Source organism: Nocardia arthritidis, from assembly GCF_011801145.1.
GTDB classification, from domain to species: domain Bacteria; phylum Actinomycetota; class Actinomycetes; order Mycobacteriales; family Mycobacteriaceae; genus Nocardia; species Nocardia arthritidis_A.
This window is the reverse complement of record NZ_CP046172.1, coordinates 527,174-549,010: the sequence shown is the minus strand read 5'-3', so window position 1 is coordinate 549,010 and position 21,837 is coordinate 527,174. Positions and strand designations below refer to the sequence as shown.

At 67.7% G+C, this 21,837-nt stretch carries 23 protein-coding genes and 1 pseudogene; 12 read left to right on the top strand and 12 right to left on the bottom strand.

Annotation, left to right across the window (positions count from 1 at the left end):
• Nucleotides 1-107: 107 nt before the first annotated feature.
• From kstR to F5544_RS02520, 7 genes are all read left to right on the top strand, one after another.
• The gene (kstR, locus tag F5544_RS02550; RefSeq protein WP_167471667.1) at nt 108-752 is read left to right on the top strand and encodes a cholesterol catabolism transcriptional regulator KstR; all 645 of its coding nucleotides are present in this window, start codon (nt 108-110) and stop codon (nt 750-752) included.
• Between the two features lie 277 nt (nt 753-1,029).
• Nucleotides 1,030-3,600: a trehalose-phosphatase gene (otsB, locus tag F5544_RS02545; RefSeq protein ID WP_167471666.1), complete on the top strand. Its 2,571-nt coding sequence runs from the start codon at nt 1,030-1,032 to the stop codon at nt 3,598-3,600.
• 145 nt (nt 3,601-3,745) lie between these two features.
• Entirely contained in the window at nt 3,746-4,630 is an 885-nt protein-coding gene (locus tag F5544_RS02540) for a metal ABC transporter solute-binding protein, Zn/Mn family (RefSeq protein WP_167471665.1), read from the top strand.
• 7 nt (nt 4,631-4,637) lie between these two features.
• Nucleotides 4,638-5,573, top strand: coding sequence for a metal ABC transporter ATP-binding protein (locus F5544_RS02535; RefSeq protein ID WP_167471664.1), 936 nt, complete (start codon nt 4,638-4,640; stop codon nt 5,571-5,573).
• Between the two features lie 29 nt (nt 5,574-5,602).
• Nucleotides 5,603-6,448 (top strand): metal ABC transporter permease, encoded by an 846-nt coding sequence (locus F5544_RS02530; protein WP_167478940.1) that lies wholly within the window; start codon nt 5,603-5,605, stop codon nt 6,446-6,448.
• A gap of 205 nt (nt 6,449-6,653) precedes the next feature.
• Nucleotides 6,654-7,823, top strand: coding sequence for an acyl-CoA dehydrogenase family protein (locus F5544_RS02525; protein WP_167471663.1), 1,170 nt, complete (start codon nt 6,654-6,656; stop codon nt 7,821-7,823).
• A 99-nt stretch (nt 7,824-7,922) separates the two neighbouring features.
• Nucleotides 7,923-8,729: an enoyl-CoA hydratase/isomerase family protein gene (locus F5544_RS02520; protein ID WP_167471662.1), complete on the top strand. Its 807-nt coding sequence runs from the start codon at nt 7,923-7,925 to the stop codon at nt 8,727-8,729.
• Between the two features lie 9 nt (nt 8,730-8,738).
• Here the strand turns inward: F5544_RS02520 and F5544_RS02515 are convergent, their stop codons facing one another.
• The 6 genes from F5544_RS02515 to carD all read right to left on the bottom strand — a co-directional run bounded on the left by F5544_RS02515 (nt 8,739) and on the right by carD (nt 13,243).
• On the bottom strand, nt 8,739-9,017 hold the full coding sequence (locus F5544_RS02515) for a DUF4190 domain-containing protein (protein WP_167471661.1): 279 nt from the start codon (nt 9,015-9,017) through the stop codon (nt 8,739-8,741).
• 41 nt (nt 9,018-9,058) lie between these two features.
• A complete protein-coding gene (gene rlmB, locus F5544_RS02510) occupies nt 9,059-10,033 on the bottom strand; it encodes a 23S rRNA (guanosine(2251)-2'-O)-methyltransferase RlmB (RefSeq protein ID WP_167471660.1) in 975 nt (324 codons plus the stop codon).
• Entirely contained in the window at nt 10,033-11,436 is a 1,404-nt protein-coding gene (cysS, locus tag F5544_RS02505) for a cysteine--tRNA ligase (protein ID WP_167471659.1), read from the bottom strand. Before cysS ends, rlmB begins: the two co-directional genes overlap by 1 nt.
• 94 nt (nt 11,437-11,530) lie before the next feature.
• Complete coding sequence (gene ispF / locus F5544_RS02500; RefSeq protein ID WP_167478939.1) at nt 11,531-11,998, bottom strand: 2-C-methyl-D-erythritol 2,4-cyclodiphosphate synthase; 468 nt, start codon at nt 11,996-11,998, stop codon at nt 11,531-11,533.
• Nucleotides 11,999-12,053: 55 nt separating this feature from the next.
• Complete coding sequence (ispD, locus tag F5544_RS02495) at nt 12,054-12,752, bottom strand: 2-C-methyl-D-erythritol 4-phosphate cytidylyltransferase (RefSeq protein WP_167471658.1); 699 nt, start codon at nt 12,750-12,752, stop codon at nt 12,054-12,056.
• A gap of 2 nt (nt 12,753-12,754) precedes the next feature.
• Nucleotides 12,755-13,243: an RNA polymerase-binding transcription factor CarD gene (gene carD, locus F5544_RS02490; protein WP_011206964.1), complete on the bottom strand. Its 489-nt coding sequence runs from the start codon at nt 13,241-13,243 to the stop codon at nt 12,755-12,757.
• A 465-nt stretch (nt 13,244-13,708) separates the two neighbouring features.
• Here carD and F5544_RS02485 point away from each other — a divergent pair, with 465 nt between their 5' ends.
• On the top strand, nt 13,709-14,353 hold the full coding sequence (locus F5544_RS02485) for a hypothetical protein (protein ID WP_167471657.1): 645 nt from the start codon (nt 13,709-13,711) through the stop codon (nt 14,351-14,353).
• Nucleotides 14,354-14,446: 93 nt separating this feature from the next.
• Nucleotides 14,447-15,817, top strand: a pseudogene (gene radA / locus F5544_RS02480) (DNA repair protein RadA); the annotation flags it as partial.
• Between the two features lie 260 nt (nt 15,818-16,077).
• On the opposite strand, the gene F5544_RS02475 reads toward radA, so the two are convergent.
• The gene (locus tag F5544_RS02475; RefSeq protein ID WP_167471656.1) at nt 16,078-16,788 is read right to left on the bottom strand and encodes a hypothetical protein; all 711 of its coding nucleotides are present in this window, start codon (nt 16,786-16,788) and stop codon (nt 16,078-16,080) included.
• Nucleotides 16,789-16,906: 118 nt separating this feature from the next.
• The gene (locus tag F5544_RS02470; protein WP_167471655.1) at nt 16,907-17,530 is read right to left on the bottom strand and encodes a carbonic anhydrase; all 624 of its coding nucleotides are present in this window, start codon (nt 17,528-17,530) and stop codon (nt 16,907-16,909) included.
• A 97-nt stretch (nt 17,531-17,627) separates the two neighbouring features.
• On the opposite strand from F5544_RS02470, the gene F5544_RS02465 reads away from it, so the two are divergent.
• A complete protein-coding gene (locus F5544_RS02465) occupies nt 17,628-18,509 on the top strand; it encodes an A/G-specific adenine glycosylase (RefSeq protein ID WP_167478938.1) in 882 nt (293 codons plus the stop codon).
• A 42-nt stretch (nt 18,510-18,551) separates the two neighbouring features.
• Here the strand turns inward: F5544_RS02465 and F5544_RS02460 are convergent, their stop codons facing one another.
• Complete coding sequence (locus F5544_RS02460) at nt 18,552-19,298, bottom strand: alpha/beta fold hydrolase (RefSeq protein ID WP_167471654.1); 747 nt, start codon at nt 19,296-19,298, stop codon at nt 18,552-18,554.
• A gap of 60 nt (nt 19,299-19,358) precedes the next feature.
• On the opposite strand from F5544_RS02460, the gene mhuD reads away from it, so the two are divergent.
• On the top strand, nt 19,359-19,670 hold the full coding sequence (gene mhuD / locus F5544_RS02455) for a mycobilin-forming heme oxygenase MhuD (protein ID WP_167471653.1): 312 nt from the start codon (nt 19,359-19,361) through the stop codon (nt 19,668-19,670).
• Between the two features lie 72 nt (nt 19,671-19,742).
• Entirely contained in the window at nt 19,743-20,246 is a 504-nt protein-coding gene (locus F5544_RS02450) for a hypothetical protein (RefSeq protein ID WP_167471652.1), read from the top strand.
• Between the two features lie 57 nt (nt 20,247-20,303).
• Here the strand turns inward: F5544_RS02450 and F5544_RS02445 are convergent, their stop codons facing one another.
• The 3 genes from F5544_RS02445 to F5544_RS02435 all read right to left on the bottom strand — a co-directional run bounded on the left by F5544_RS02445 (nt 20,304) and on the right by F5544_RS02435 (nt 21,830).
• Entirely contained in the window at nt 20,304-20,747 is a 444-nt protein-coding gene (locus F5544_RS02445; protein ID WP_167471651.1) for an OsmC family peroxiredoxin, read from the bottom strand.
• Nucleotides 20,748-20,860: 113 nt separating this feature from the next.
• Nucleotides 20,861-21,181 (bottom strand): DMT family transporter, encoded by a 321-nt coding sequence (locus F5544_RS02440; protein WP_167471650.1) that lies wholly within the window; start codon nt 21,179-21,181, stop codon nt 20,861-20,863.
• Between the two features lies 1 nt (nt 21,182).
• Nucleotides 21,183-21,830, bottom strand: a complete 648-nt coding sequence (locus F5544_RS02435; RefSeq protein ID WP_167471649.1) for an FMN-dependent NADH-azoreductase — start codon at nt 21,828-21,830, stop codon at nt 21,183-21,185.
• Nucleotides 21,831-21,837 lie beyond the last annotated feature (7 nt).

The window sequence follows — 21,837 nt, the reverse complement described above, 5'->3', positions numbered from 1 at the left end:
CACACCTAGAACATGTTCTAATATCATCGTCGGGAGTAAGTCAAGAGACACCGCACGAATGTCAAGCCAGCCGACGAAACGACGTTTCAGGAAAGGACTTTCAGCAAATGGCCAGTCCCTCCCGATCGCAGGGAGCCGACTCGAACGGGTCGGCGCCGACGACGGTCACCACGCTCAGCGAGGACGAGCTGAGTTCGGCCGCGCAACGGGAACGGCGCAAGCGCATCCTCGACGCCACGCTGGCATTGGCATCCAAGGGCGGATACGACGCGGTCCAGATGCGCGCGGTCGCCGAGCGGGCCGATGTCGCGGTCGGCACGCTCTACCGCTACTTCCCGTCGAAGGTGCACCTGCTCGTTTCGGCACTGTCCCGGGAATTCGAGCAGATCGAGGGCAAACGCAGACCGCTTGCCGGCTCGACGCCACAGGAGCGCATGCATCTGCTGCTCACCCAGATCACCAGGATGATGCAGCGCGATCCGCTGCTCACCGAGGCCATGACCAGGGCATTCATGTTCGCCGACGCCTCGGCCGCCGCCGAGGTGGACCGGGTCGGCAAGGTGATGGACCGGGTTTTCGCGCGCGCCATGAACGACGGCGAACCGACCGAGCGTCAACTGGCCATCGCCCGGGTAATCAGTGATGTGTGGTTATCCAATCTCGTTGCGTGGCTTACCCGCCGGGCCTCGGCGACCGACGTCACCGAGCGACTGGAACTGACGGTCGACCTCCTCCTCGGCGAGCGCTCTTAACCGCGGACGGCCCGGCAGCAATCCGGCGGCCACATCACCAGCCGACGGCGGGCAAATCCCACCGCTGGGGAGACCTGGACCACCCGCGGCGCCGAATGCGAGCCGGGCCACGCTGGTCTTGTACCGGAGGGCACAACCAGGGAAGATCGCGCGCAGCGATGGTCTGCGCGCGTCGCCACCTTGCGCACGCATACCGGCGCGGCACGGTGCGGCAAATTCAACACAGTATTGTTTTGCCCGCCCCTGAAAAAACTCCTCCGATCACTAGGTTGGATGCGTGAGCGCACAGGATCTGCCACTGGAACTTCGCCGTGCATTGTCGACGGTCGCGCGCGTGCCACGGCTCTTGGTCGCATCGGATTACGACGGGACTATCGCGCCCATCGTGTCCGATCCCGCCAAGGCTTATCCGCATCGAGAATCGGTGAACGCGCTACGAGCGCTCGCCGGTCTGACCGGCACCACCGCCGCCGTGATCTCCGGCCGGGCGCTGCGCGATCTGGCCGCGCTGTCCCGGCTTCCGGTCGAGGTGCAACTGATCGGCAGTCACGGTTCGGAATTCGATGTCGGCTTCGTGCACGCCATCGATAACGACGCCAAACATCTACTGCACGAGGTGACTACGGCCCTGACCCAGATCGCCGAGGAGAATCCGGGCGTCAGCGTGGAAACCAAACCGGCGAGTATCGCACTGCACGTGCGCAATGCGAGTCCGGAGATCGGCCGCCGCGCGCTGACCCAGGCCAGGCAGGGCCCGGCGAGTTGGGTCGGCGTGCAGGTGACCGAGGGCAAGGCGGTGATCGAACTCGCGGTGGTGCCCACCGACAAGGGCACCGCGCTGGACACCGTTCGGCATGAGGCGGCCGCGTCGGCGGCGGTCTTCTTCGGCGACGACGTCACCGACGAGAAGGCGTTCCGGGTGCTGTCCGGCCCGGATGTCGGCATCAAGGTCGGCGAGGGCGAGACCCTGGCCAAGTTCCGCGTCGACAGCACGGAGGACGTGTCCTGCGCGCTGGCCTTCCTGTTGGAGGAGCGGCGCACCTGGCTGGCGGGTGCCAGCGCCCCCCGAATCGAGCGGCTGACCATGTTGGCCAGCCCGCGTTCGGTCGCACTGCTCACCCCCGATGCCACCGTCACCTGGTTCTGCCATCCCGAACCGGATTCCGCCGCGGTGTTCGCACATCTGCTCGGCGGGCCGCAGGCCGGACACTTCAGCATCGCGCCGGAGCGGCCGGGGCTGCCGCTCTCGCAGCGCTATGTCGACGGCACCATGACCGTCGAAACGCGTTGGGCCAGTTTGCAGGTCGTCGATTATCTGCCGCACGACGTCGCGCCGGACCGCACCGATCTGACCAGGGTGATCACCGGCGATGCGCGGGCGGTCGTCACCTTCGCGCCGCGACCGGAGTTCGGGCAGGTGCCGGTGACCATCAAGGCGGGCCCGACCGGCCTGCGGGTGCAGGGCACCAACGATCCGATGGTGCTGCGCTCCCCCGGCGTCGAGTGGGAGATCATCGATGACGGCGTGCACCATTCGGCGCGCGCGGTGATCGATCCGTCCAACGGCCCGGTGGTTCTGGAGATGCGCTGCGGCACGGCCGATCTCGCACCGGCCATGACCAGCGAGCCGGAGCGCAGGCGGGAGGCGGAGACCTACTGGTACGCCTGGTCCGCCGGGCTCGAACTGCCGCCGCTCAAGCCCGACCTGATGAAGCGCTCGGCGCTGACCCTGCGCGGTCTCGTGCACCGGCCGTCCGGCTCCATTCTGGCCGCCGCCACCACCTCGCTGCCGGAAGACATTGGCGGCGTGCGCAATTGGGACTACCGCTACTGCTGGCTGCGCGACGCCTCACTCACCGCACAGGCCCTGGTCTCGCTCGGCTCGCTCACCGAGGCGGAGGAATTCCTGGACTGGGTGCATCGGGTGCTGGAGACGCTGCAGGGCCCGGAACGGCTGCACCCGCTGTACACCATCTACGGCGAAACCCTGCCGCCCGAGGCATCGATCGACCAGCTGCCCGGTTACGCGGGTTCGCGACCGGTGCGCGTCGGCAACGCGGCGAATATGCAGGTGCAGCTCGACGTCTTCGGCCCGATCGTCGATCTGATCGCGAGCCTGGCGCAGGGACGCGAGCGCAAGGGCATCACCGATCCGGCCAAGGCGCTGCCCGATGCCGATTGGGAACTGGTGCACGCCATGGTCTCCGCGGTGCAGCGCCGCTGGCAGGAACCCGACCATGGCATCTGGGAGATCCGCGGCAACCCGCGCCACCACGTGTACTCGAAGGTGATGGGCTGGCTCACGGTCGACCGCGCGCTGATGCTGGCCCGCAAATTCGAGCGGCCGGTCGATCCGAGCTGGGAGCTGTTGCGCGAGACCATCGCCGACGAGGTGAAGACCCAGGGCTGGAACGACGAGGTCAAGTCGTACACCGCCGCATACGACGGCACCGATCTGGACGCCGCGACGCTGCATATCGGGCTGAGCGGCTTGATCGACCCGTCCGATCCGCGCTTCGCCGCGACGGTCGTCGCGACCGAGGCCGAACTGCGCAGCGGTGCAACGGTTTACCGCTACCACCACGACGACGGTCTGCCCGGCGGCGAGGGCGGGTTCCACCTGTGCGCGGCCTGGCTGATCGAGGCGTATCTGCTCATCGGCAAGCGCTCCGACGCCGAGGCGCTGTTCGCCCAGTTGGTGGACGCGGCGGGGCCGACCGGCCTGCTCAGCGAGGAGTACGACCCGGTGGCCGAACGCTCGCTCGGCAATCATCCGCAGGCGTACAGCCATTTGGGCCTGTTGCGCTGCGCACAGTTGCTGAGCCAGCCCGTCGAGGCGCTCGTCTGAATTCGCCCTGGTAGATCGAGCCCGCGAACCGCATGTTCGCGGGCTCGACGCGTTTGCCCGGCTTTTTGCGCGGTTGTGGGCTGCTGCTAAAGTGAAACGGAAACGGTTTCCATTATGCTCTGCCGCGTCATCAGGAGTGCCCCGCTTGAAGTCACGATCAGCCATCCGAATCGCCGGCGTCGTCGCGGGTTTGGCCACCGCCATCGCACTCACCGCATGCGGCAGCGACACCGAGCATTCCGGTAAACCGACGATCGTCGCGTCCACCAATGTCTGGGGCGATATCGCGGCGCAGATCGCCGGACCCGACGCGACGGTGTCCGCGATCATCGGCGATCCGAATATCGACCCGCACTCCTATGAGACCACCGCGACCGATTCGGCGAAGTTCGCCGACGCGAGCCTGGTCGTCTACAACGGCGGCGGCTACGACGAATTCGCCGCGAAGGCCATCGGCGGCCGAAACAAGAAGACCGTGCAGGCCTTCGAATCGCGCACCGACCGAGCCGACCAGAACGAGCACGTCTGGTACGACGTGACCACCGTCGGCGCGGTCGCCGACCGAATCGCCGCCGCGCTCGGCGAGATCGACACCGCCAACGCCGCGGCATACGCCGACCGGGCCGCCGCCTTCCGCGCCCGCCTCGGCGCGATCACCGCGATCGCGGGCAAGATCGCCGCCGACCATCCGAAAACCCCGGTGCTGCAAACCGAACCGATCGCGCACTACCTGCTGCGCACCGCCGCGGCCGAGGACCGGACCCCGCGCGAATTCCAGAACGCGATCGAACAGGAGACCGATCCGGCGCCCGCCGCGGTCGCCGCGGTCCGGGAGCTGTTGACCGGCAAGCAGGTTCGCGCCCTGATCTACAACGTGCAGACCGAGGACAAGACCACCGAGGGGCTGCGCGATATCGCGCGGTCCGCAGGCGTCCCGGTGGTGGAGGTGACCGAAACCCTGCCGAGCGGCACGGATTACGTTCAATGGCAGATCAAGAACGCGCAGGCGCTCGCCACCGCACTGAGCTGAGGAGAACGTGAGCAGACCCTTCGACGAGCCCGCGGTCCGGCTCGATGCCGCCCGGCTGTCATTCGGCGACCGAACCCTTTGGCAGGGACTGGATCTCGACGTCGCGCCCGGTGAATTCATCGCCGTCCTCGGCCCGAACGGCACCGGTAAGACCTCACTGCTGAAGGTGCTGCTCGGGCAGCACCGGCTGAGCTCGGGCACCGCGCGGATCCACGGCCTGCCCGCGCGGGTCGGCAATCCGGATATCGGCTATGTGCCGCAACAGAAGACGATCGATGCCGGCGTGCAGCTGCGCGGGGTGGATCTGGTCGGCCTCGGCGTCGACGGACACCGCTGGGGGTTGGGGCTGCGGCGGCGCAAGGAGCGGCAGCGCAAGATCGCGGCGGCGGTCGCGGCCGTCGGCGCGGAGAAATTCGCTTATGCCCCACTGGAATCCATGTCCGGCGGCGAGCAGCAGCGCCTACGCGTCGCACAGGCGCTGGTCGGCGATCCCAAGGTATTGCTGTGCGACGAACCGCTGCTGAGCCTGGACCTGGCGAATCAGCGTCTGGTCGCCGAGCTGATCGATAGGCGAAGGCGCACGCACGACACCGCGGTGCTCTTCGTCACCCACGAGATCAATCCCATTCTGCCCCTTGTCGATCGGGTGCTGTACCTGGTGGACGGAGCCTTCCGGATCGGCACGCCGGACGAGGTGATGACCTCCGAGGTGCTCTCCGAGCTCTACCGCACTCAGGTCGACGTGCTACGGGTGCGCGGACGGCTCGTCGTCGTCGGCACCGGGGACACGATGGACGCGCTCGGCGGACATCACGGCCGGACCGACTCGTGCGCGAACGATGACGAATGCCTGCTGGTCCCGGCCGAATTGTCGGCAGCGACAGATGAACTCGGCACCGACGACGCGAATCGCACTGTGCCGCGCGAAGAGGTGCGCTCGTGATCGACAAGCTGTCCGGAGTCCTGTCGAAAATGCTCGACTTCCACACCACCGCACATCTGCTCTCGCACGATTTCGTGCAGCAGGCCGTGCTGGCCGCCGCGCTGCTCGGCCTGCTCTCCGGGGCGATCGGGCCGTTGATCATCAGCAGGCAGATGTCGTTCGCGGTGCACGGCACCAGCGAGCTCTCGCTCACCGGCGCCGCCGCGGCATTGCTGGCCGGTATCGGCGTCGGCTTCGGCGCGATCGCCGGATCGGTGGTCGCGGCCGTACTCTTCGGCGTGCTGGGAACCCGTGCGCGGGAACGTGATTCGGTGATCGCCGTGGTGCTCTCCTTCGGGCTCGGGCTGTCGGTGCTTTTCCTGTGGCTGAGTCCGGAGCGGGCCGGTTCGAAATTCACGCTGCTCACCGGTCAGGTGGTGAACGTCGGCAACGGCGGCCTCACCCTGCTGATCGGCTGCACCGTCGCGGTGCTCGCGGTGCTCGCGATCGTCTACCGCCCACTGCTTTTCGCCAGCTCCGATCCGGAAGTCGCACTGGCACGCGGGGTTCCGGTGCGCGCGCTTTCGGTGATCTTCGCGGTCATGCTGGGCATCACCGCGGCCTTCGGCGTCCAAATCGTCGGCGCGCTACTGGTGTTGGCGTTGCTGATCACCCCGGCCGCATCCGCCGCCCAGCTCACCGCGAATCCGGTGCGTGCGACGGTGCTCGCGGTGCTGTTCGCGGAAACCGCCGCGGTGGGCGGAATTCTGCTCTCCCTGGCACCGGGTGTTCCGGTCTCCACCTTCGTCACCGCCATCTCCTTCGGCATCTATCTCGTCTGCCGGGCGGTCGGCCCTCGGCGACGACAGCGCGCCCGGGCCTCGGTTCCCGCATAGGTCATCCAACTCCCGCACCCCGTCTTCGAACCAAACATTCGATACAGCAAGTGTTTGGTTCGAAGACGGGGGTGCGACAGCCTCCCAGCTAGCTTTGAACGCGCAGGTAATTGGCGTCACCAGGCACTGAGGGCGGGTGCCTTCACTAGGTTCGGCTACGTTCCGTATGCTCGGGCCACGCGCCCGACTACGAAGGTGACCAACGATGATCGACTTCTCGATTCCCGCCGACCTCGCCGCCGAACGCGATCGCGTGCGCCGGTTCGTCATCGACAAGATCGTTCCCTACGAGCGCGATCCGCGATTGACCACGCACGGGCCCACCGACGAACTGCGGCAGGAACTGGTCGAACTGGCCCGCGCCGAGAAACTGCTCACCATCCAGGCGCCGGTCGAGCTGGGCGGACGCGGGCTCACCCATGTCGAGCAGGCGGTGCTGTACGAGGCCGCGGGTTGGTCGACCCTCGGCCCGGTCGCGATGAACTGCGCCGCGCCCGACGAGGGCAATATGTACCTGCTGTCCAAGGTCGCGAATCCGGAGCAGATCGAGCGCTACCTGATGCCGGTGATCGACGGACACCAGCGCTCGGTTTTCGCGATGACCGAACCCGATGGCGCGGGCTCGGATCCGGACCAGTTGGCCAGCACCGCGACCTTCGACGGCGAGAACTTCACCGTCAACGGCCGCAAATGGTTGATCACCGGCGCGAACGGCGCGAAGACCTGGATCATCATGGCCCGCCTCGCGGATAATCCGCACCTGCCCGCGGGGCCGACCCTTTTCCTCACCGACGGCGGCCAACCCGGCATCGTCATCGAACGCACCATGAACACGATGGACCGCAACTACGTCGGGGGCCACGGCGTCGTCCGCTTCGACAACCTGGTGCTGCCGAAGTCGGCACTGCTCGGCGAGCCGGGGCAGGCATTGCGCTACGCCCAGCTGCGCCTGGCCCCCGCACGGCTCACCCACTGCATGCGCTGGCTCGGCGCCGCCGAGCGCGCACAGCACATCGCGGTTCGGCACGCGCAGACCCGCACCGCATTCGGCAAGCCGATCGGCGAGCACCAGGGTGTGTCATTCATGTTGGCGGACAACGAGATCGCACTGCACCAGTGCCGCCTCACCATCTGGCACGCCTGCTGGCTGATGGATCAGGGCGAGAAGGCAAGGCATGAAAGCTCGGTCGCGAAGGCCTTCGTCTCCGAGGAGCTGTTCAAGGTGACCGACCGCTGCGTGCAGGTGCTCGGCGGCATTGGCATCAGCGATGAGACCGTGGTGGAGATGATCTTCCGCGATATGCGCGCGTTCCGGCTCTACGACGGTCCGACCGAGGTGCACAAATACGCGATCGGTCGCCGAATTCTGCGTTGAATCCCGGACATGGTGAACGCCGCCGCATGAGGCCCAGCAGCGCGCAGCGATTCGATGGGGGGTGGTGGTCGGGTGACGGGTGGGCCTAACATCCGTGGCATGAGTTCGGAATTGCTCGTCGATGTCTCAGCGGGCATCGCCGTGCTCACGCTCAATCGGCCCGCCCAGCAGAATGCCGTCACCCCGGCGATGGCGGCCGAGTTGAGTGCCGCGCTACAGCGTTGCGACGCCGAGGACGCGGTGCGCGCCGTCGTCATCACCGGCACCGCCCCGGCGTTCTGTGCGGGGGCCGACCTGTCGAACCGGGTCGGCGAGGTGAGCGCGACCATCGACCCGCCGCCGTGGCGGGTGCGCAAACCGGTGATCGCCGCCGTCAATGGGCATGCCGTCGGCATCGGGCTGGCGCTGGCACTCCAGTGCGATCTGCGATACATGGCGCGCGATGCGGTGTACGGGCTCAACCAGGTTCGGCGCGGCGTGCTCGCCGACGGATACGCGCACTGGACGCTGCCGCGGCTGGTCGGCATGGCCAATGCCGCCGACATCATGCTCACCGGCCGCACCTTCGACGGCGAGGAGGCCAAGGCGCTCGGCCTGGCGAACGGCTGTCTGGCCGCCGGTGAGGTGCTGCCGACCGCGCTGGCCGTCGCGCACGATCTGGCGAGCGGTTCGGCGCCGCTGCCGGTTGCGCTGTCCAAGCGACTGCTCTGGGAGGGTCTCGGGATGACCCCGAATATGGTGGGGCAGTTGGAAAGCGATCTGAACCAGCACGCCGCCAAGAGCATCGACGGCGGCGAGGCGATGGCGGCGTTCCGCGACCGCCGCCAGCCCAACTGGTCCGGCAGCGTCAACGAGGAGTGGCCGGCCTGGGATACCAGGTCCGAGGACCGGCCCAGCCTCGACTGAGGAGTGCGCTCAGGCGTTGCCGCCGATCAGCATCAGCAAGAACACCAGCGCCAGGATGATCATGAAAACCGTGGTGATGATCCCGAGGATGTACCCGACCAGCACCTGCGCCCGGCCACCGTACGCGCCGCCCGATTCCTCGATCTGATCCAGCGAGCGCTTACCCATCGCCCAGGCCACCGGCCCCAGTACCCCGCAGCACAGGATGCCGCCTATACCGAGGAACAGCACGAGCATCGCGTGCGGATGCTCGATCGGCTGGCCGGGTATCTGGTTGGGTATCGCCACCAGCCGAATTCTACGGGGCGGTAGCTGATTTGGTGCGTAGCTCAGACCCGGCGCTGGCGGGCGATTTCGGCGAGCACCACACCGGCGGCGACGGAGGCGTTTAGCGATTCGACCGGACCCGCCATCGGGATGCCGAGGATCTGGTCGCAGTTCTCTCGCACCAACCGGGACAGGCCCTTGCCCTCCGAGCCGACGACGATCACGGTCGGCCCCGTGCCGTCGAATTCGTCGAGGGTGGTGTCACCGCCCGCGTCCAACCCGATCACCTGGATACCGTTGGCGGCCCAATCCTTGAGCGTGCGAGTCAGATTCGTGGCCCGCGCGACGGGCAGCCGAGCCGCGGCGCCCGCGCTGGTGCGCCAGGCGACGGCCGTGACGCTGGCGCTGCGCCGCTGCGGAATCACCACACCCTGACCACCGAACGCGGCCACCGAACGGATCACCGCGCCGAGATTGCGCGGATCGGAGATATTGTCCAGCGCGACGAGCAGCGCGGGCTCCTGCGTACCGCGCACCCGGTCCAGCAGATCGTCGGGGTGGGCGTACCGGTACGGCGGCACCTGCAGCGCGAGGCCCTGATGTAATCCGTTGTTGCTCAACCGATCCAGATCGGTGCGCGGCACCTCCAGAATCGAGATCCCGGTGTCGGCGGCGATCTTGACGCTCTCGGTGAGCCGGTCGTCGTTCTCGGTGCCGACCGCGACGTACAGCGCCGTCGCGGGCACACCGGCGCGCAGGCATTCGACCACCGGATTGCGGCCGAGCACGATCTCCGGGCCGTCGTCGGACCGGCGACCCGCCGCGCGCGGCGCCGCCTTGCCCGTCGGACGCCCCTGTGCCGCTTTGGCTTTCGCGGCGGCGCGCTTGGCGGCGGGATGTTTGGTGCGCATCTCGGCGGGCGGGGTCGCGCCCCGGCCCTCCAGCCCGCGCCTGCGCTTGCCGCCGGAGCCGACGACCGCGCCCTTCTTCGAGTTGCCCTTGCGGACCGCGCCGCGTCGCTGTGAATTGCCTGCCATCAGTTCGCCTTTCCGGGTGGGGTGCCCAGCGACCACTCGGGGCCGTTCGGCGTATCGGTCACCTCGATGCCGGCGGCCTGCAGCCGGTCGCGCGCCGCATCCGCACTGGCCCAATCCTTTTCGGCGCGGGCCTGCTGACGGCGGTCGAGTTCGGCGCGGACCAGCACGTCGAGTGCCTCGAGCGCGGCCGAATTGTCTTGTGGCTGATGCCAATGCGGGTCCAGCGGGTCCACGCCGAGGATGCCGAGCATGGCCCGCACCTGTCCGGCGATACCGCGGGCGCTTTCGGCGGCGCCCGCGTCGAGCGCCTTGTTGCCCTCGGTCACCAGGTTGTGAATTTCCGCGAGCGCCTTGGGGATTGCCAGATCGTTGTCGAGATGTTCGGCGAACGCGTCGGTCCATTTACCGACCGGGACGTCGCCCGCGCGCTCGTGCACGCGATGCACGAAGGCCTCGATCCGCTGATAGGACTGCGCCGCGTCGTGCAGCGCCTTGTCCGAGTACTCCAGCATCGAGCGGTAGTGCGCACTGCCCAGGTAGTACCGGAGTTCAACGGCCCGAACACGTTTGAGCACATTCGGCACCGAGAGCACATTGCCGAGCGATTTGGACATCTTCTCCCCGCCCAGCGTCACCCAGCCGTTGTGCAGCCAGTACCGGGCGAACCCGTCACCGGCCGCCTTGGACTGGGCGATCTCGTTCTCATGGTGCGGGAATACCAAATCCATTCCGCCGCAATGGATGTCGAATTCCGCGCCGAGATAGAACTCGGCCATCGCGGAGCATTCCAGATGCCAGCCGGGGCGGCCGGGACCCCACGGCGAGGGCCAGGTGGGCTCGCCGGGCTTGGCGGCCTTCCAGAGGGTGAAGTCGCGCGGATCGCGCTTACCTTTGCCCTCGCTCTCGCCCTGGGCGACGTCATCGATCTTGAAGCCGGAAAGCTTGCCGTAATCCGGATAGCTGAGCACGTCGAAATAGACATTGCCCTCGGAGGCGTATGCGTGCCCGCGCTCGATGAGCCGTTGCATCAAATCGATCATCTGGGTGATGTGGCCGGTCGCGCGGGGTTCCACCGACGGTGGCAACACACCGAGCGTGTCGTACGCGTTGTCGAAGGCGCGCTCATAGGTGGCCGCCCACTCCCACCACGGCCGGCCCGCCTCGGCCGACTTGGACAGGACCTTGTCCTCGATATCGGTGACATTGCGGATGAACCACACGTCGTAGTCGTGCACGAGCAGCCACCGGCGCAATACGTCGAAGGCGACCCCGCTGCGCACATGACCGATATGCGGTTCCCCCTGAACCGTTGCGCCACACAGATACACCGATGCACGGCCGGGGACCAGCGGCGCGAAATCGCGCAAGGTCCGCGTGTCGGTGTCAAACAGGCGCAGAGTCACGGGGGTTCATCCTAGCTGGTGGGAATGTTCGTCAACTGATCGGCTGAATAGTCCGGGTGGGCCGCGACCGGCGGGAATGCCGGGCGACAGATGTTCAGCGACAGGAGTGCAGCAGCGCGGTGGCGACGGCGGCGACGCCCTCCCCGCGACCGGTCAGCCCGAGTCCGTCGGTGGTCGTTCCGGAAACCGAGACGGGCGCGCCGAGCAGTTCGCCCAACACCTGCTGCGCCTCGGCTCGACGCGGCCCTATCTTCGGCCGATTGCCGATGACCTGCACCGCGGCATTGACGATGCCGAAGCCCGCCTCCTCCAGCAGCCTTCGCACCTCTTTGAGCATCGCGGCGCCGGAGACGCCCGCCCACTCCGGCCGTCCGGTGCCGAATACCGCGCCGACATCGCCGAGTCCGGCGGCCGACAGAAGCGCGTCGCACAGCGCGTGCGCGGCGACATCGCCGTCGGAGTGGCCCGCGCAGCCGTCGTCACCGTCGAACAGCAGCCCGGCCATCCAGCAGGGACGGCCGGATTCGATCGGGTGCACGTCGCTGCCGATGCCGACCCGCATATCCGCCGCGGTCATGCGGTGTCCTTCTCGGCATGCCCGAGGGGCCCTGACTCGGTCATGCCAGGCCCGCCGTTCGCTCGTCGAGCAGCGCGTGCGCGAGCCGGAGGTCGAGCGGCGTGGTGATCTTGAAAGCCATCGGGTCGCCGGGGATGGTGTGCACCCGGGCGCCGAGCCGCTCGACCAGTCCCGCGTCATCGGTGGCGTTGGTATCGGTCGCGTACGCGGAACGCAGCAGCTCGGCCGCGAAGCCCTGCGGGGTCTGAATGGCGCGCAGCCCGGAACGATCCGGGGTGCCGGTCACCGCGCCGAACTCGTCGACCGATTTGATGGTGTCGACCACCGGCAGCGCGGGCACGACGGCCGGACGACCCGCACGCAATTCGGCCGCCACCCTGGCGATGAGGTCGGGCGGCGTCAGGGCGCGGGCGGCATCGTGGACCAGGAAGTACGCGGCTTCGGGCGCGGCGGCGATACCGGCGCGCACCGAATCGGTGCGCTCGGCCCCGCCGACCACCACGTCTACCGAATTCGTCTCGGGCAGCAGGGCAACCGCACTCGATACGAATTCGGGGGGAACCATCACGATGATCCGGTCGACCGCGCCGGAGGCGATCAGCCCGTCGACGGCCAGCCGGACCATAGGCGTGCCGCCGACGGCGACGAACGCTTTGGGTGCGGCTCCACCCAGGCGAACGCCGCGGCCGGCGGCAGGTACCAGTGCAACGACGAGATCGTCGCTGTCAGAACCGTTCACGGTCAGGAGGCCGCTGCGAGAACCTCGTCGAGCAGGGTCTCGGCCTTGCCGTCGTCGGTGCCCTCGGCGAGCGCGAGTTCACCGACGAGGATCTGACGGGCCTTGGCGAGCATCCGCTTCTCGCCCGCGGACAGGCCGCGATCCTGTTCGCGGCGCCACAGATCGCGAACGACCTCGGCAACCTTGTTCACATCGCCGGAGGCGAGCTTCTCGAGGTTGGCCTTGTAGCGGCGAGACCAGTTAGTCGGTTCTTCGGTGTGCGGCGCCCGCAGCACCTGGAAGACTCGATCGAGACCCTCCTGGCCGACGACGTCGCGCACGCCGACATATTCGGCGTTCTCCGCGGGAACGCGAACAGTCAGGTCACCTTGAGCGACCTTAAGGACCAGATACTCTTTTTGCTCACCCTTGATGGTGCGAGTCTCGATTGCTTCGATCAGCGCCGCTCCGTGGTGGGGGTAAACGACGGTGTCTCCGACCTTAAAAATCATGTGTCCCGTGCCCCTTTCGATGTTCACAGTTTAACATGCGACTCGGTAACGGCGCGATCAACTGTGCAGGTCAGGGCCACAACGAGGGCACCGAGGGGGTTGACAGAAGACGTACGGTGTGCATTCCGTTGTGCCAGAACGGGTTAGCCGAACGCCCACCGCGACACACCGATCGGCGACCCGACCAGCAGCGTCCCCGCAACCCCGCACCGGTCCGCCGAACCGTTATGGAATGGATGCACAGCGCGCGGCGGTGTCGTGCCCCCTCGACGCCGTTCGCCGCGCCGAGCGACGAATATGGCCATATACCACTCCCCCGACGCTCGGGTCGTTCGGTGAACTACTACGCTCCCTAGTTATTACCCTCCCAAGTGGAGTGAGCCCGGTCGACATGGAGGACAACCCGTGACTGCCCTGAATGCTGTGACCGCCTCTTCGGGGGCGCGGACGTCGAAGTGGCGTCGCATGGTGCCGGTTGCCGCGCTCGCCGCCGGCGCCGCTCTCGCACTGTCCGGCTGTGGTGCGGGCCAGATCTCACAGACCGCCGATCAGGTTTCCGCGATCAACGGCAACACCGCCAACATCGGCAAGATCGCCCTGCGCAACGTGCACATCGTGTACCCGTCCGGCCCCGACTACACCAACGTCAAGGGCGGCAAGGCGCTCATCGCGCTGTCCATCGTCAACAACAGCGAATCCGTCGGCGACGAACTGATCAGCGTCAAAACCGACCTCGGCGAGGTGAAGCTGACCCCGCCCGCCGGTAAGTCCGGCGTCGAGATCGGACCGCAGCACACCCTCGTGGCCGCGAACAAGGCGATGGCGCACACCGCCCCCGCGACCACTCCGGCCGCCCCGAGCACCACCCCGCATTCGGCCGCGTCGGAAAAGCCCGCCGACGACCCGGCCGCGAACCCGGCGCTGATCGAGATCACCGGGCTGACCAGGGATATCACCCCGGGTCTCACCTACCAGGTGACGTTCAACTTCAAGCAGAACGGCACCGTCAACGTCCAGGTCCCGGTCGACGCGGGCCCGCTGTCCGCCCGCCAGGGCGACACGTCGGACAAGGCCGCCGCCGAGACCGGCGAACACAAGAGCGGACACTGACCCGAACTCCGAAACGGCTGTCGCACATGCGGCAGCCGTTTTCTTTTGCACCACCGCACCGAAACTGTCGGTATCCGTGCGTAAGGTGCGCCTGTGGCTAAGACCAAGCAGATCTTTCGCTGCTCCGCCTGTCGGCACGAGGTGGCCAAATGGGTGGGCAAGTGCCCCGACTGCGGGGCGTGGGGCACCGTGGAGGAGGTCGCCGTCTCGGCCACGGCGGTCGCCGGTACCGGCGGCCGTAAGGCGATGCTGCCGAGTACCGCCGCCGCACCGATCTCGCGGATCGATTCGCAGGTCACCAAGGCGAGGGCGACCGGTGTCGAGGAACTCGACCGGGTGCTCGGCGGCGGCGTCGTGCCCGGATCGGTGGTGTTGCTGTCCGGCGAGCCGGGTGTCGGAAAATCGACGCTGCTGCTGGAGGTGGCCCACCGCTGGGCGAAACAGCGCGAGGAGATCTCGCTCTACGTGACGGCGGAGGAGTCGGCCGGGCAGGTGCGGCTGCGCGCCGACCGGACCGGCGCGGTGCACGAAAGGGTCTATCTCGCAGCGGAATCCGATCTGTCGATCGTGCTCGGCCATGTCGAGCAGGTGCGGCCGACGCTGCTGGTCGTCGATTCGGTGCAGACCATGCTGGCCCCGGAGGTCGACGGCGTGATCGGCGGTGTCACCCAGGTGCGCGCGGTGACGGCCGCGCTCACCGCGCTGGCCAAGGCGAGTGGGATCGCCGTGCTGCTGGTCGGGCACGTCACCAAGGACGGTGCCATCGCGGGCCCGCGCACACTGGAACACCTGGTGGACGTGGTGCTGCAGTTCGAGGGCGACAAGAATTCGACGCTGCGCATGGTGCGCGGCATCAAGAACCGCTTCGGCAGCGCCGATGAGGTCGGCTGTTTCGAACTGCACGACGACGGCATCCAGGGCGTCGCCGATCCGTCGGGGCTGTTCCTGCATCACCGCACCGAATCGGTGCCCGGCACCGCGGTCACGGTCGCGATGGACGGTAAACGACCGCTGGTGGCCGAGGTACAGGGGTTGACGGTGCACACCGAGATACCCTCGCCGCGCCGCGCGGTGAGCGGACTCGACTACAACCGGGTCGCCATGGTGCTGGCGGTGCTGCAGAGCCGTTGCCGGGTATTTCTCGGCAAGCACGATGTGTACGCGGCGACGGTCGGCGGCATGCGGCTCACCGAACCCGCCGCGGACCTCGCCGTCGCGCTCGCCGTGGCAAGTGCGGCGCGCGAGCGGGCACTGCCCGCAGGCTGGGTGGTGCTCGGCGAGGTCGGGCTCGCGGGTGAGGTACGCCGGGTGACCGGAATTTCGCGCCGCCTGGCGGAGGCCGAAAGGCTGGGTTTCACAACGGCTTTGGTGCCGCCGGGCTGTGAGCGCAAGGGCATATCGATGAAGGTGCACGAGGTCGGCGATGTGCAGGCGGCGCTGCGCATGGCCGGGCTCGGCAAGAAGGGCAGGGACCCCGAGCCGCCGCAACCGGGCAGCCTGCTGGCCAAGCGAATTCGCCAACAGCACGAGACACTGCGCACGAAGGAAATCCTGAACCCGCGCCCGCCGAAGCTTCCCGAGGGTTTCGTCGACGAGGTGGATCCGGACGATCCGAGCCTGGCGGTCGAGGGCCCGATCGACGAGTTCTCGGCACACAAGATGCGCAGGAACCGCCGCGAACAGGTCGAGGACAATTTCCGCGAACTGCTCGAAGACCCCGATTTCTAGGCGATATTGAACGGCTCCGCCGAGCTGCGCACCGAACCCAGTTGCGCGACAACGGCATACGCACCCGGCGGCACCGGGACGCGCTCACCCGCACAATTGGGCTGCGAGGTGGAGCCGGACCAGGTGACGGTGAACGCCGCCTGCTCGCCGCGGTTCAGCGTGCGCACATCCGCTTGACCGTCCGGATAGCAGTCGGTGCTCGACCACAGCCTGCGCGCGCCGTCGAGGGTCTGCACCGAAACCTGCTGCAGGCCCGAACCCATATCGCGGGAGCAGGTCACCGACGAGATATTGGTGATGACGATGACGAACACCGGCTGTTCACCCACCTTGTAGGTGGGCTGCTCGACCGACACCTTCACCGCGAGCGATTGGTCGGGGCACTGTGCGGGCGGCGCCGAACTCGCGGTGGCGGACGCGCTGCTGCCGGAGGGCTTGGGCGTGCTCGAATCGCCGCTGGCGGAGGGTTTTCCGGAGGGGGCGTCGGCGGATTTGTTGGCGGGCTCGCCCGCCTTGCTCGCATCGGCGGCCTTGGCCGTCGTCGACGACGAGGCGGCCGCGCCCTTCGAATCGCCCGATGATCCGCCGCGCGAGACCAGCAGAGCCAACCAGATCACCAGCGCGAGCGCGACCACCAACGCGGCGATCGCGAAAACGCGACGACGCCAGTAGATCTCCGGAGGCAGCGGTCCAGTGGGTTCCAGCACGACTCAACGGTAAGGGCACGATCGGGTGGAGCCACTCAGGGGCCCGGCGTGTCGGGGGAGGAAAACCGTGGCGTTGCGGGTACATTGCGGCCCGCACGCTGGGGAAATCCCGTCCAGCTCAGGCGAGTTCGCCGATATTGCCGACAACGCGGTGCAGCTGGACCTTGCCCTCGGCGAGTTTGTAAGTGACACAGGCGATCGCGCATTCGCCGGTGGCCACCCGCTGCGAGATGATCATCGACCGCTGCATGAGCAGCCTGCTGGTCTCGACGACATGCCTGGCCTCCAGCTCGTCGACGGTGGAAAGCCCCTCGCGCCTGCCGACCAGGATCGACGGCGTCACCCGCTCGACGACACTGCGGATGAACCCGCCGGGCACCTCGCCGCCGTCCAACGCGTCCAGCGTCGCCTTGACCGCGCCGCAGCTATCGTGGCCGAGCACCACGATCAGCGGCACGTTGAGCACCTGGACGCCGTATTCGATCGAGCCGAGCACCGAACTGTCCACCACGTGGCCCGCGGTGCGCACGACGAACATATCGCCGAGGCCCTGATCGAAGATCAGCTCGGCGGCGACGCGGGAGTCACCGCAGCCGAACAGCACCGCGGACGGGGATTGACCGCTGACGAGCTTCGCCCTGTCGGCCGCGCCTTGACTAGGATGCAGCAGTGCACCGCTGACGAAGCGCTCGTTGCCTTCCCTCAGGGACTTCCAGGCCGAGATCGGATTGGACTGCGACATATCGTCCATTGTGCACAGCCCATCGGGTTACCAGCGAGTTCGAACGGTTACGGGTCGGCTACCAGTCGCTGGCAGGCAGACGAAGGAGACGGTGAACGTGACGATCGATGCGGATGCGCTGCTCGACTGGTACGGCGCGACCGCACGTGATCTGCCGTGGCGCCGCCCAGGCGTCACGGCATGGCAGATCCTGATGAGCGAAATCATGTTGCAGCAAACTCCGGTGGTCCGGGTGGAGCCGGTGTGGCGGGAGTGGGTGGCGCGCTGGCCGGTGCCATCGGCGATGGCCGCGTCCGCGCAGGGCGAGGTGCTGCGCGCCTGGGGCAAACTCGGCTATCCGCGCCGGGCGCTGCGGTTGCACGAGTGCGCGCGGGTGCTCGCCGAGCGGCACGGCGACGAGGTGCCCGCCGATGTCGAGGTGCTGCTCGGGCTGCCCGGGATCGGTGCGTACACCGCCCGCGCCGTCGCCTGTTTCGCCTACGGTCAGCGAGTTCCGGTGGTGGACACCAATGTTCGCCGGGTGGTCGCGCGGGCCGTGCACGGGCGCGCCGATGCGGGAAATCCGTCGGCCCGGGATCTCGTGGAGACCGAAGCGCTACTGCCGCAACCAGTTTCCCGCGCGGCCAGGTTTTCGGCCGCGTTGATGGAGCTCGGCGCGCTGGTCTGCACCGCGCGCACCCCCGATTGCACGAGCTGTCCACTGCCCCGCTGCGCCTGGGTCGCCGCCGGTCGTCCGGTAACCGAAAGCACAAGGCGCACACAGAAATACGAAGGAACAGACCGTCAGGCGCGCGGCCGCCTGCTCGATGTGCTGCGCGCGGCGACCGGCCCGGTCGAGCGAATCCGCTTGGACCTGGCCTGGACTCGCGATCCGGGCCAGCGCGACCGGGCACTGGACTCGCTGCTCGTCGACGGGTTGATCGAGCAGACCGCCGATGGGCTGTTCGCGCTCGCGGGCGAGGCTGGTCGAGCCGAATAACCTACTCCCGCATAGCCTTCCGGCTTCACCCAGCGGCGCTCGTCAACCGCCGAGTACGCGGCCGAGGAACCGCTCGACCTCGGCGCGGTACCGCTCGGGCCGGTCATCGTGCACCAGATGCGCGGCGCCCGGTACGAACACGTATTCGGCGTCAGGATGCACCCGCGCCATCTCCCGCATCTGACCCGGCGGCGTGATGCCGTGCTCCCCCTCCAGCAGCAGCGCCGGAACGCGCAGCGATTTCCACTCGGACCAGAAGTCGCGTCCGCCCCACTCCTCCGAAATGTCCCGGAAGGTGGCCACCGAACCGTGCAGCCGGTAGCCATCCGGCCCGCGCTCGAACGAATTCAGGAAATAGCGGCCCGCCACCGGGCCGAAATGCGCCAGCACCGCGGCGTCATCGGGGAAGGGTTGCGGCCACGCCTCGATCATGGCCGCCCAGCCCGCGGCGGTGCGGCCGCGGAAATCGGGTGCGATGTCCTCGATCACCAGGGCGCGCACCCGCTCCGGATGGTGCGCCGCGAATACCCATCCGTGCAGCGCGCCCATCGAATGCCCGATGATCACCATGGGTTCGGCGATGGCCGCGGTGGCCGTTGCCAAATCGGCAACGAAGGCCTCGGTGGTGAGTTCCGCCGGCGCCGGCCTGCCGTGCCCGGCCGCGTCGAAGGTGTGCACGTGGCCGTATCCGCGCAGCCAGCCGAGCTGATCACGCCAGGTTCGGGCGCTGCCCATCAGCCCGTGCAGCAGCAGGATGGGCACGCCGGTTCCGCCTTCGTCATGCAACACCGAGCCGATTCTGCCAAGCCCGGCGATCCGGGTTCGTTTTCGCGTCGTATTGTCGAGCTCATGGCAGTCGTCAAGATCAACGCGATCGAGGTACCCGAAGGCGCGGGCCCCGAGCTGGAGCAGCGGTTCGCCCACCGGGCGCACGCGGTGGAGAATTCGCCGGGCTTCCTCGGCTTCCAGTTGCTCCGCCCGGTCGCCGGGGAGAACCGGTACTTCGTTGTCACGCAGTGGGATTCGGAAGAGTCCTTCGCCGCATGGCGGGATGGTCCCGCGAAGGCCGCGCATGCGGGCAGCGATCGTAAGCCGGTGTCCACCGGAGCATCGCTGCTGGAATTCGAGGTCGTCATGGACGTCGCCGCGAAGCAGGCCTGATACTCCGGTACGAGATCGGATCGCTACCGCGGACCGATCTCGGGCGAGGAATCCGGCGGCAGTGTCGGTGTCATGCCGCACACAGCCTTCTTCGCCCCGGCCAGCCGCACCGACGAACCGCCGCCGCCCCGTTCGATATTGGTCGCCTTTCTGGCCCTGATGGCGGCGCTGGCCGCCGGGATCGGCGAAATGATCGAGCACATCGCGGTGGAGGTGATGCGCTCCGGGGCAGACTGGCCGGGCCTGGCCGCAGGTGTCGCGGTGCGGCTGGGGATCTATCTGGTGGTCTTCCTCGTCGCCGTGCGGATGACGCACGGCGCGCGGTGGGCCCGGATCGCGCTGACCTTCGGCATCGGCGTGGTCGGCCTGGCCTCACTGATCGTGGAGCCGATCCAGAACCTGTTGTCCGCCAACGATATCGGAGCGTTGTTCGGTGGAATCACCGCGGATTCAGTGCTTGTCGCGCTGCTCAGGACCATCCACATCGTCGCGGTGCTGATCGCGATCCCCGCCATGTACCGCGGGGACGCCCACGACTATTTCGCCGCAATCGAGGCGAAACGCCCTGTCGAATAATGCTTTTCGAGTACCTGTCCGGCCCACCGCGCGGTGGGCCGGACAGGTGCGGCGCAATCAGGCGTCGAATGCCGCGTCGAGTTCGATATCGTCGACACCGGCCAGCGCCTTGCTCACCGGGCAGCCGGCCTTCGCCGCCTCGGCCGCCTCGGCGAACTTTCCGGCATCGATGCCGGATGCCTTGCCGCGCACGGTCAATTTGATCTTGCTGATCCGGAAGCCGCCCGCCGGGTCCGGGCCGAGCGTCACGTCGGCGGTCACGTCCAGGCTCTCCGGCGTGCCGCCCGCATTGCCGATCTGCGCCGAGAGCGCCATCGCGTAGCAGGAGGAATGCGCCGCGGCGATCAGTTCCTCCGGGCTGGTGGTGCCGTCGGCATTGTCGGCGGCACGCTTGGGGAACGATACGTCGTACTTGCCGACCCCGGAGCTGGTCAGCTCGACCTGGCCGCCGCCCTCCTGCAGGGTGCCGGTCCAGGCGGTACGCGCGGTACGTGTTGGCATCACGGTCCTTTCGCCGATGATCGATTCAGCACGAACCTACCCGCGCCGGGCCGACTTGGCGCGCAGGTTCGGCTCATCACCCCGTGGTGAATCGAAAGATGCTGTGCACCAGGCTATTCCGGATTGGTGATCCGAGCGAGCACGATGCCGCCGAGGATCAGCGACAGCGCGAGCAGGCGGCCCGCGCCGAGCGGATCCTTGTTGACGATCACGCCGAGCCCGATCGCGCCGACGGCCCCGATACCGGTGAAGATCGCGTACGCGGTGCCGACCGGCAGGGTCTGCATGGCCCTGGAGAGCAGGTAGACCGCGAGGCTGCCGAGTGCGAAGCAGATAACCGTGGCCAGCGGGCGGGTGAAGTTCTCGGTCGGCTTGATGCTCTGCGACCAGACGATCTCGACCAGCCCTGCGATGCCGAGAATGACCCAGTTCATCTCAGTACTCCTTGGCAAGTCCGCGCACCGATTCCAGCGCGAGCGCGTAGGACTCGTCGTGCTTGTCGCGCAGCTGCGCGAGATTCGGATCGGTGCGCGAATTGGCCAGTTCGGCGTGCACGAAAACGGCGTCGTGCACGGCGAAATGCCCGGCGAAGAAATCGCGCAGATAGCGTTCCTGATAGTCGAAGGCGGCCTTGGGCGCGCCGGGCGTGTACGCGCCGCCGCGGGCGGAAGCGACGACGAACCGCCGGTGCCCCAACGACATTCGCGGAAAGGTCACCTGGTCGAGCCAGGCCTTGAGGCTGGCCGGGATGGAGTAGTTGTACATCGGGGTGCCGATCAGGATGACATCGGCGGCCAGCAATTCTGCCAACAATGGCTCGACGATCGCCCAGGCCGCCGCCTGCTCCGGGGTTCGGGCCAGCTCGGGAAGTTTCGCGAGATCGGTGTGTCCCGCCGCGAGCACGGCATCGCACAGCGCGGTCCATCCCGGACCTATGAACGGCACCGGATCGGCCGCTACATCTCGGTAAATATATGTGCCGCTTGGATTTTCCGCGCGCCAGGCGGCGGCGAAGGCCGCGCTCAGCTCGCGGCTGATGGATTCGCGGCGGGCACTGGCATCCAGGTGCAGCAGCGTGCTCATCGGACAG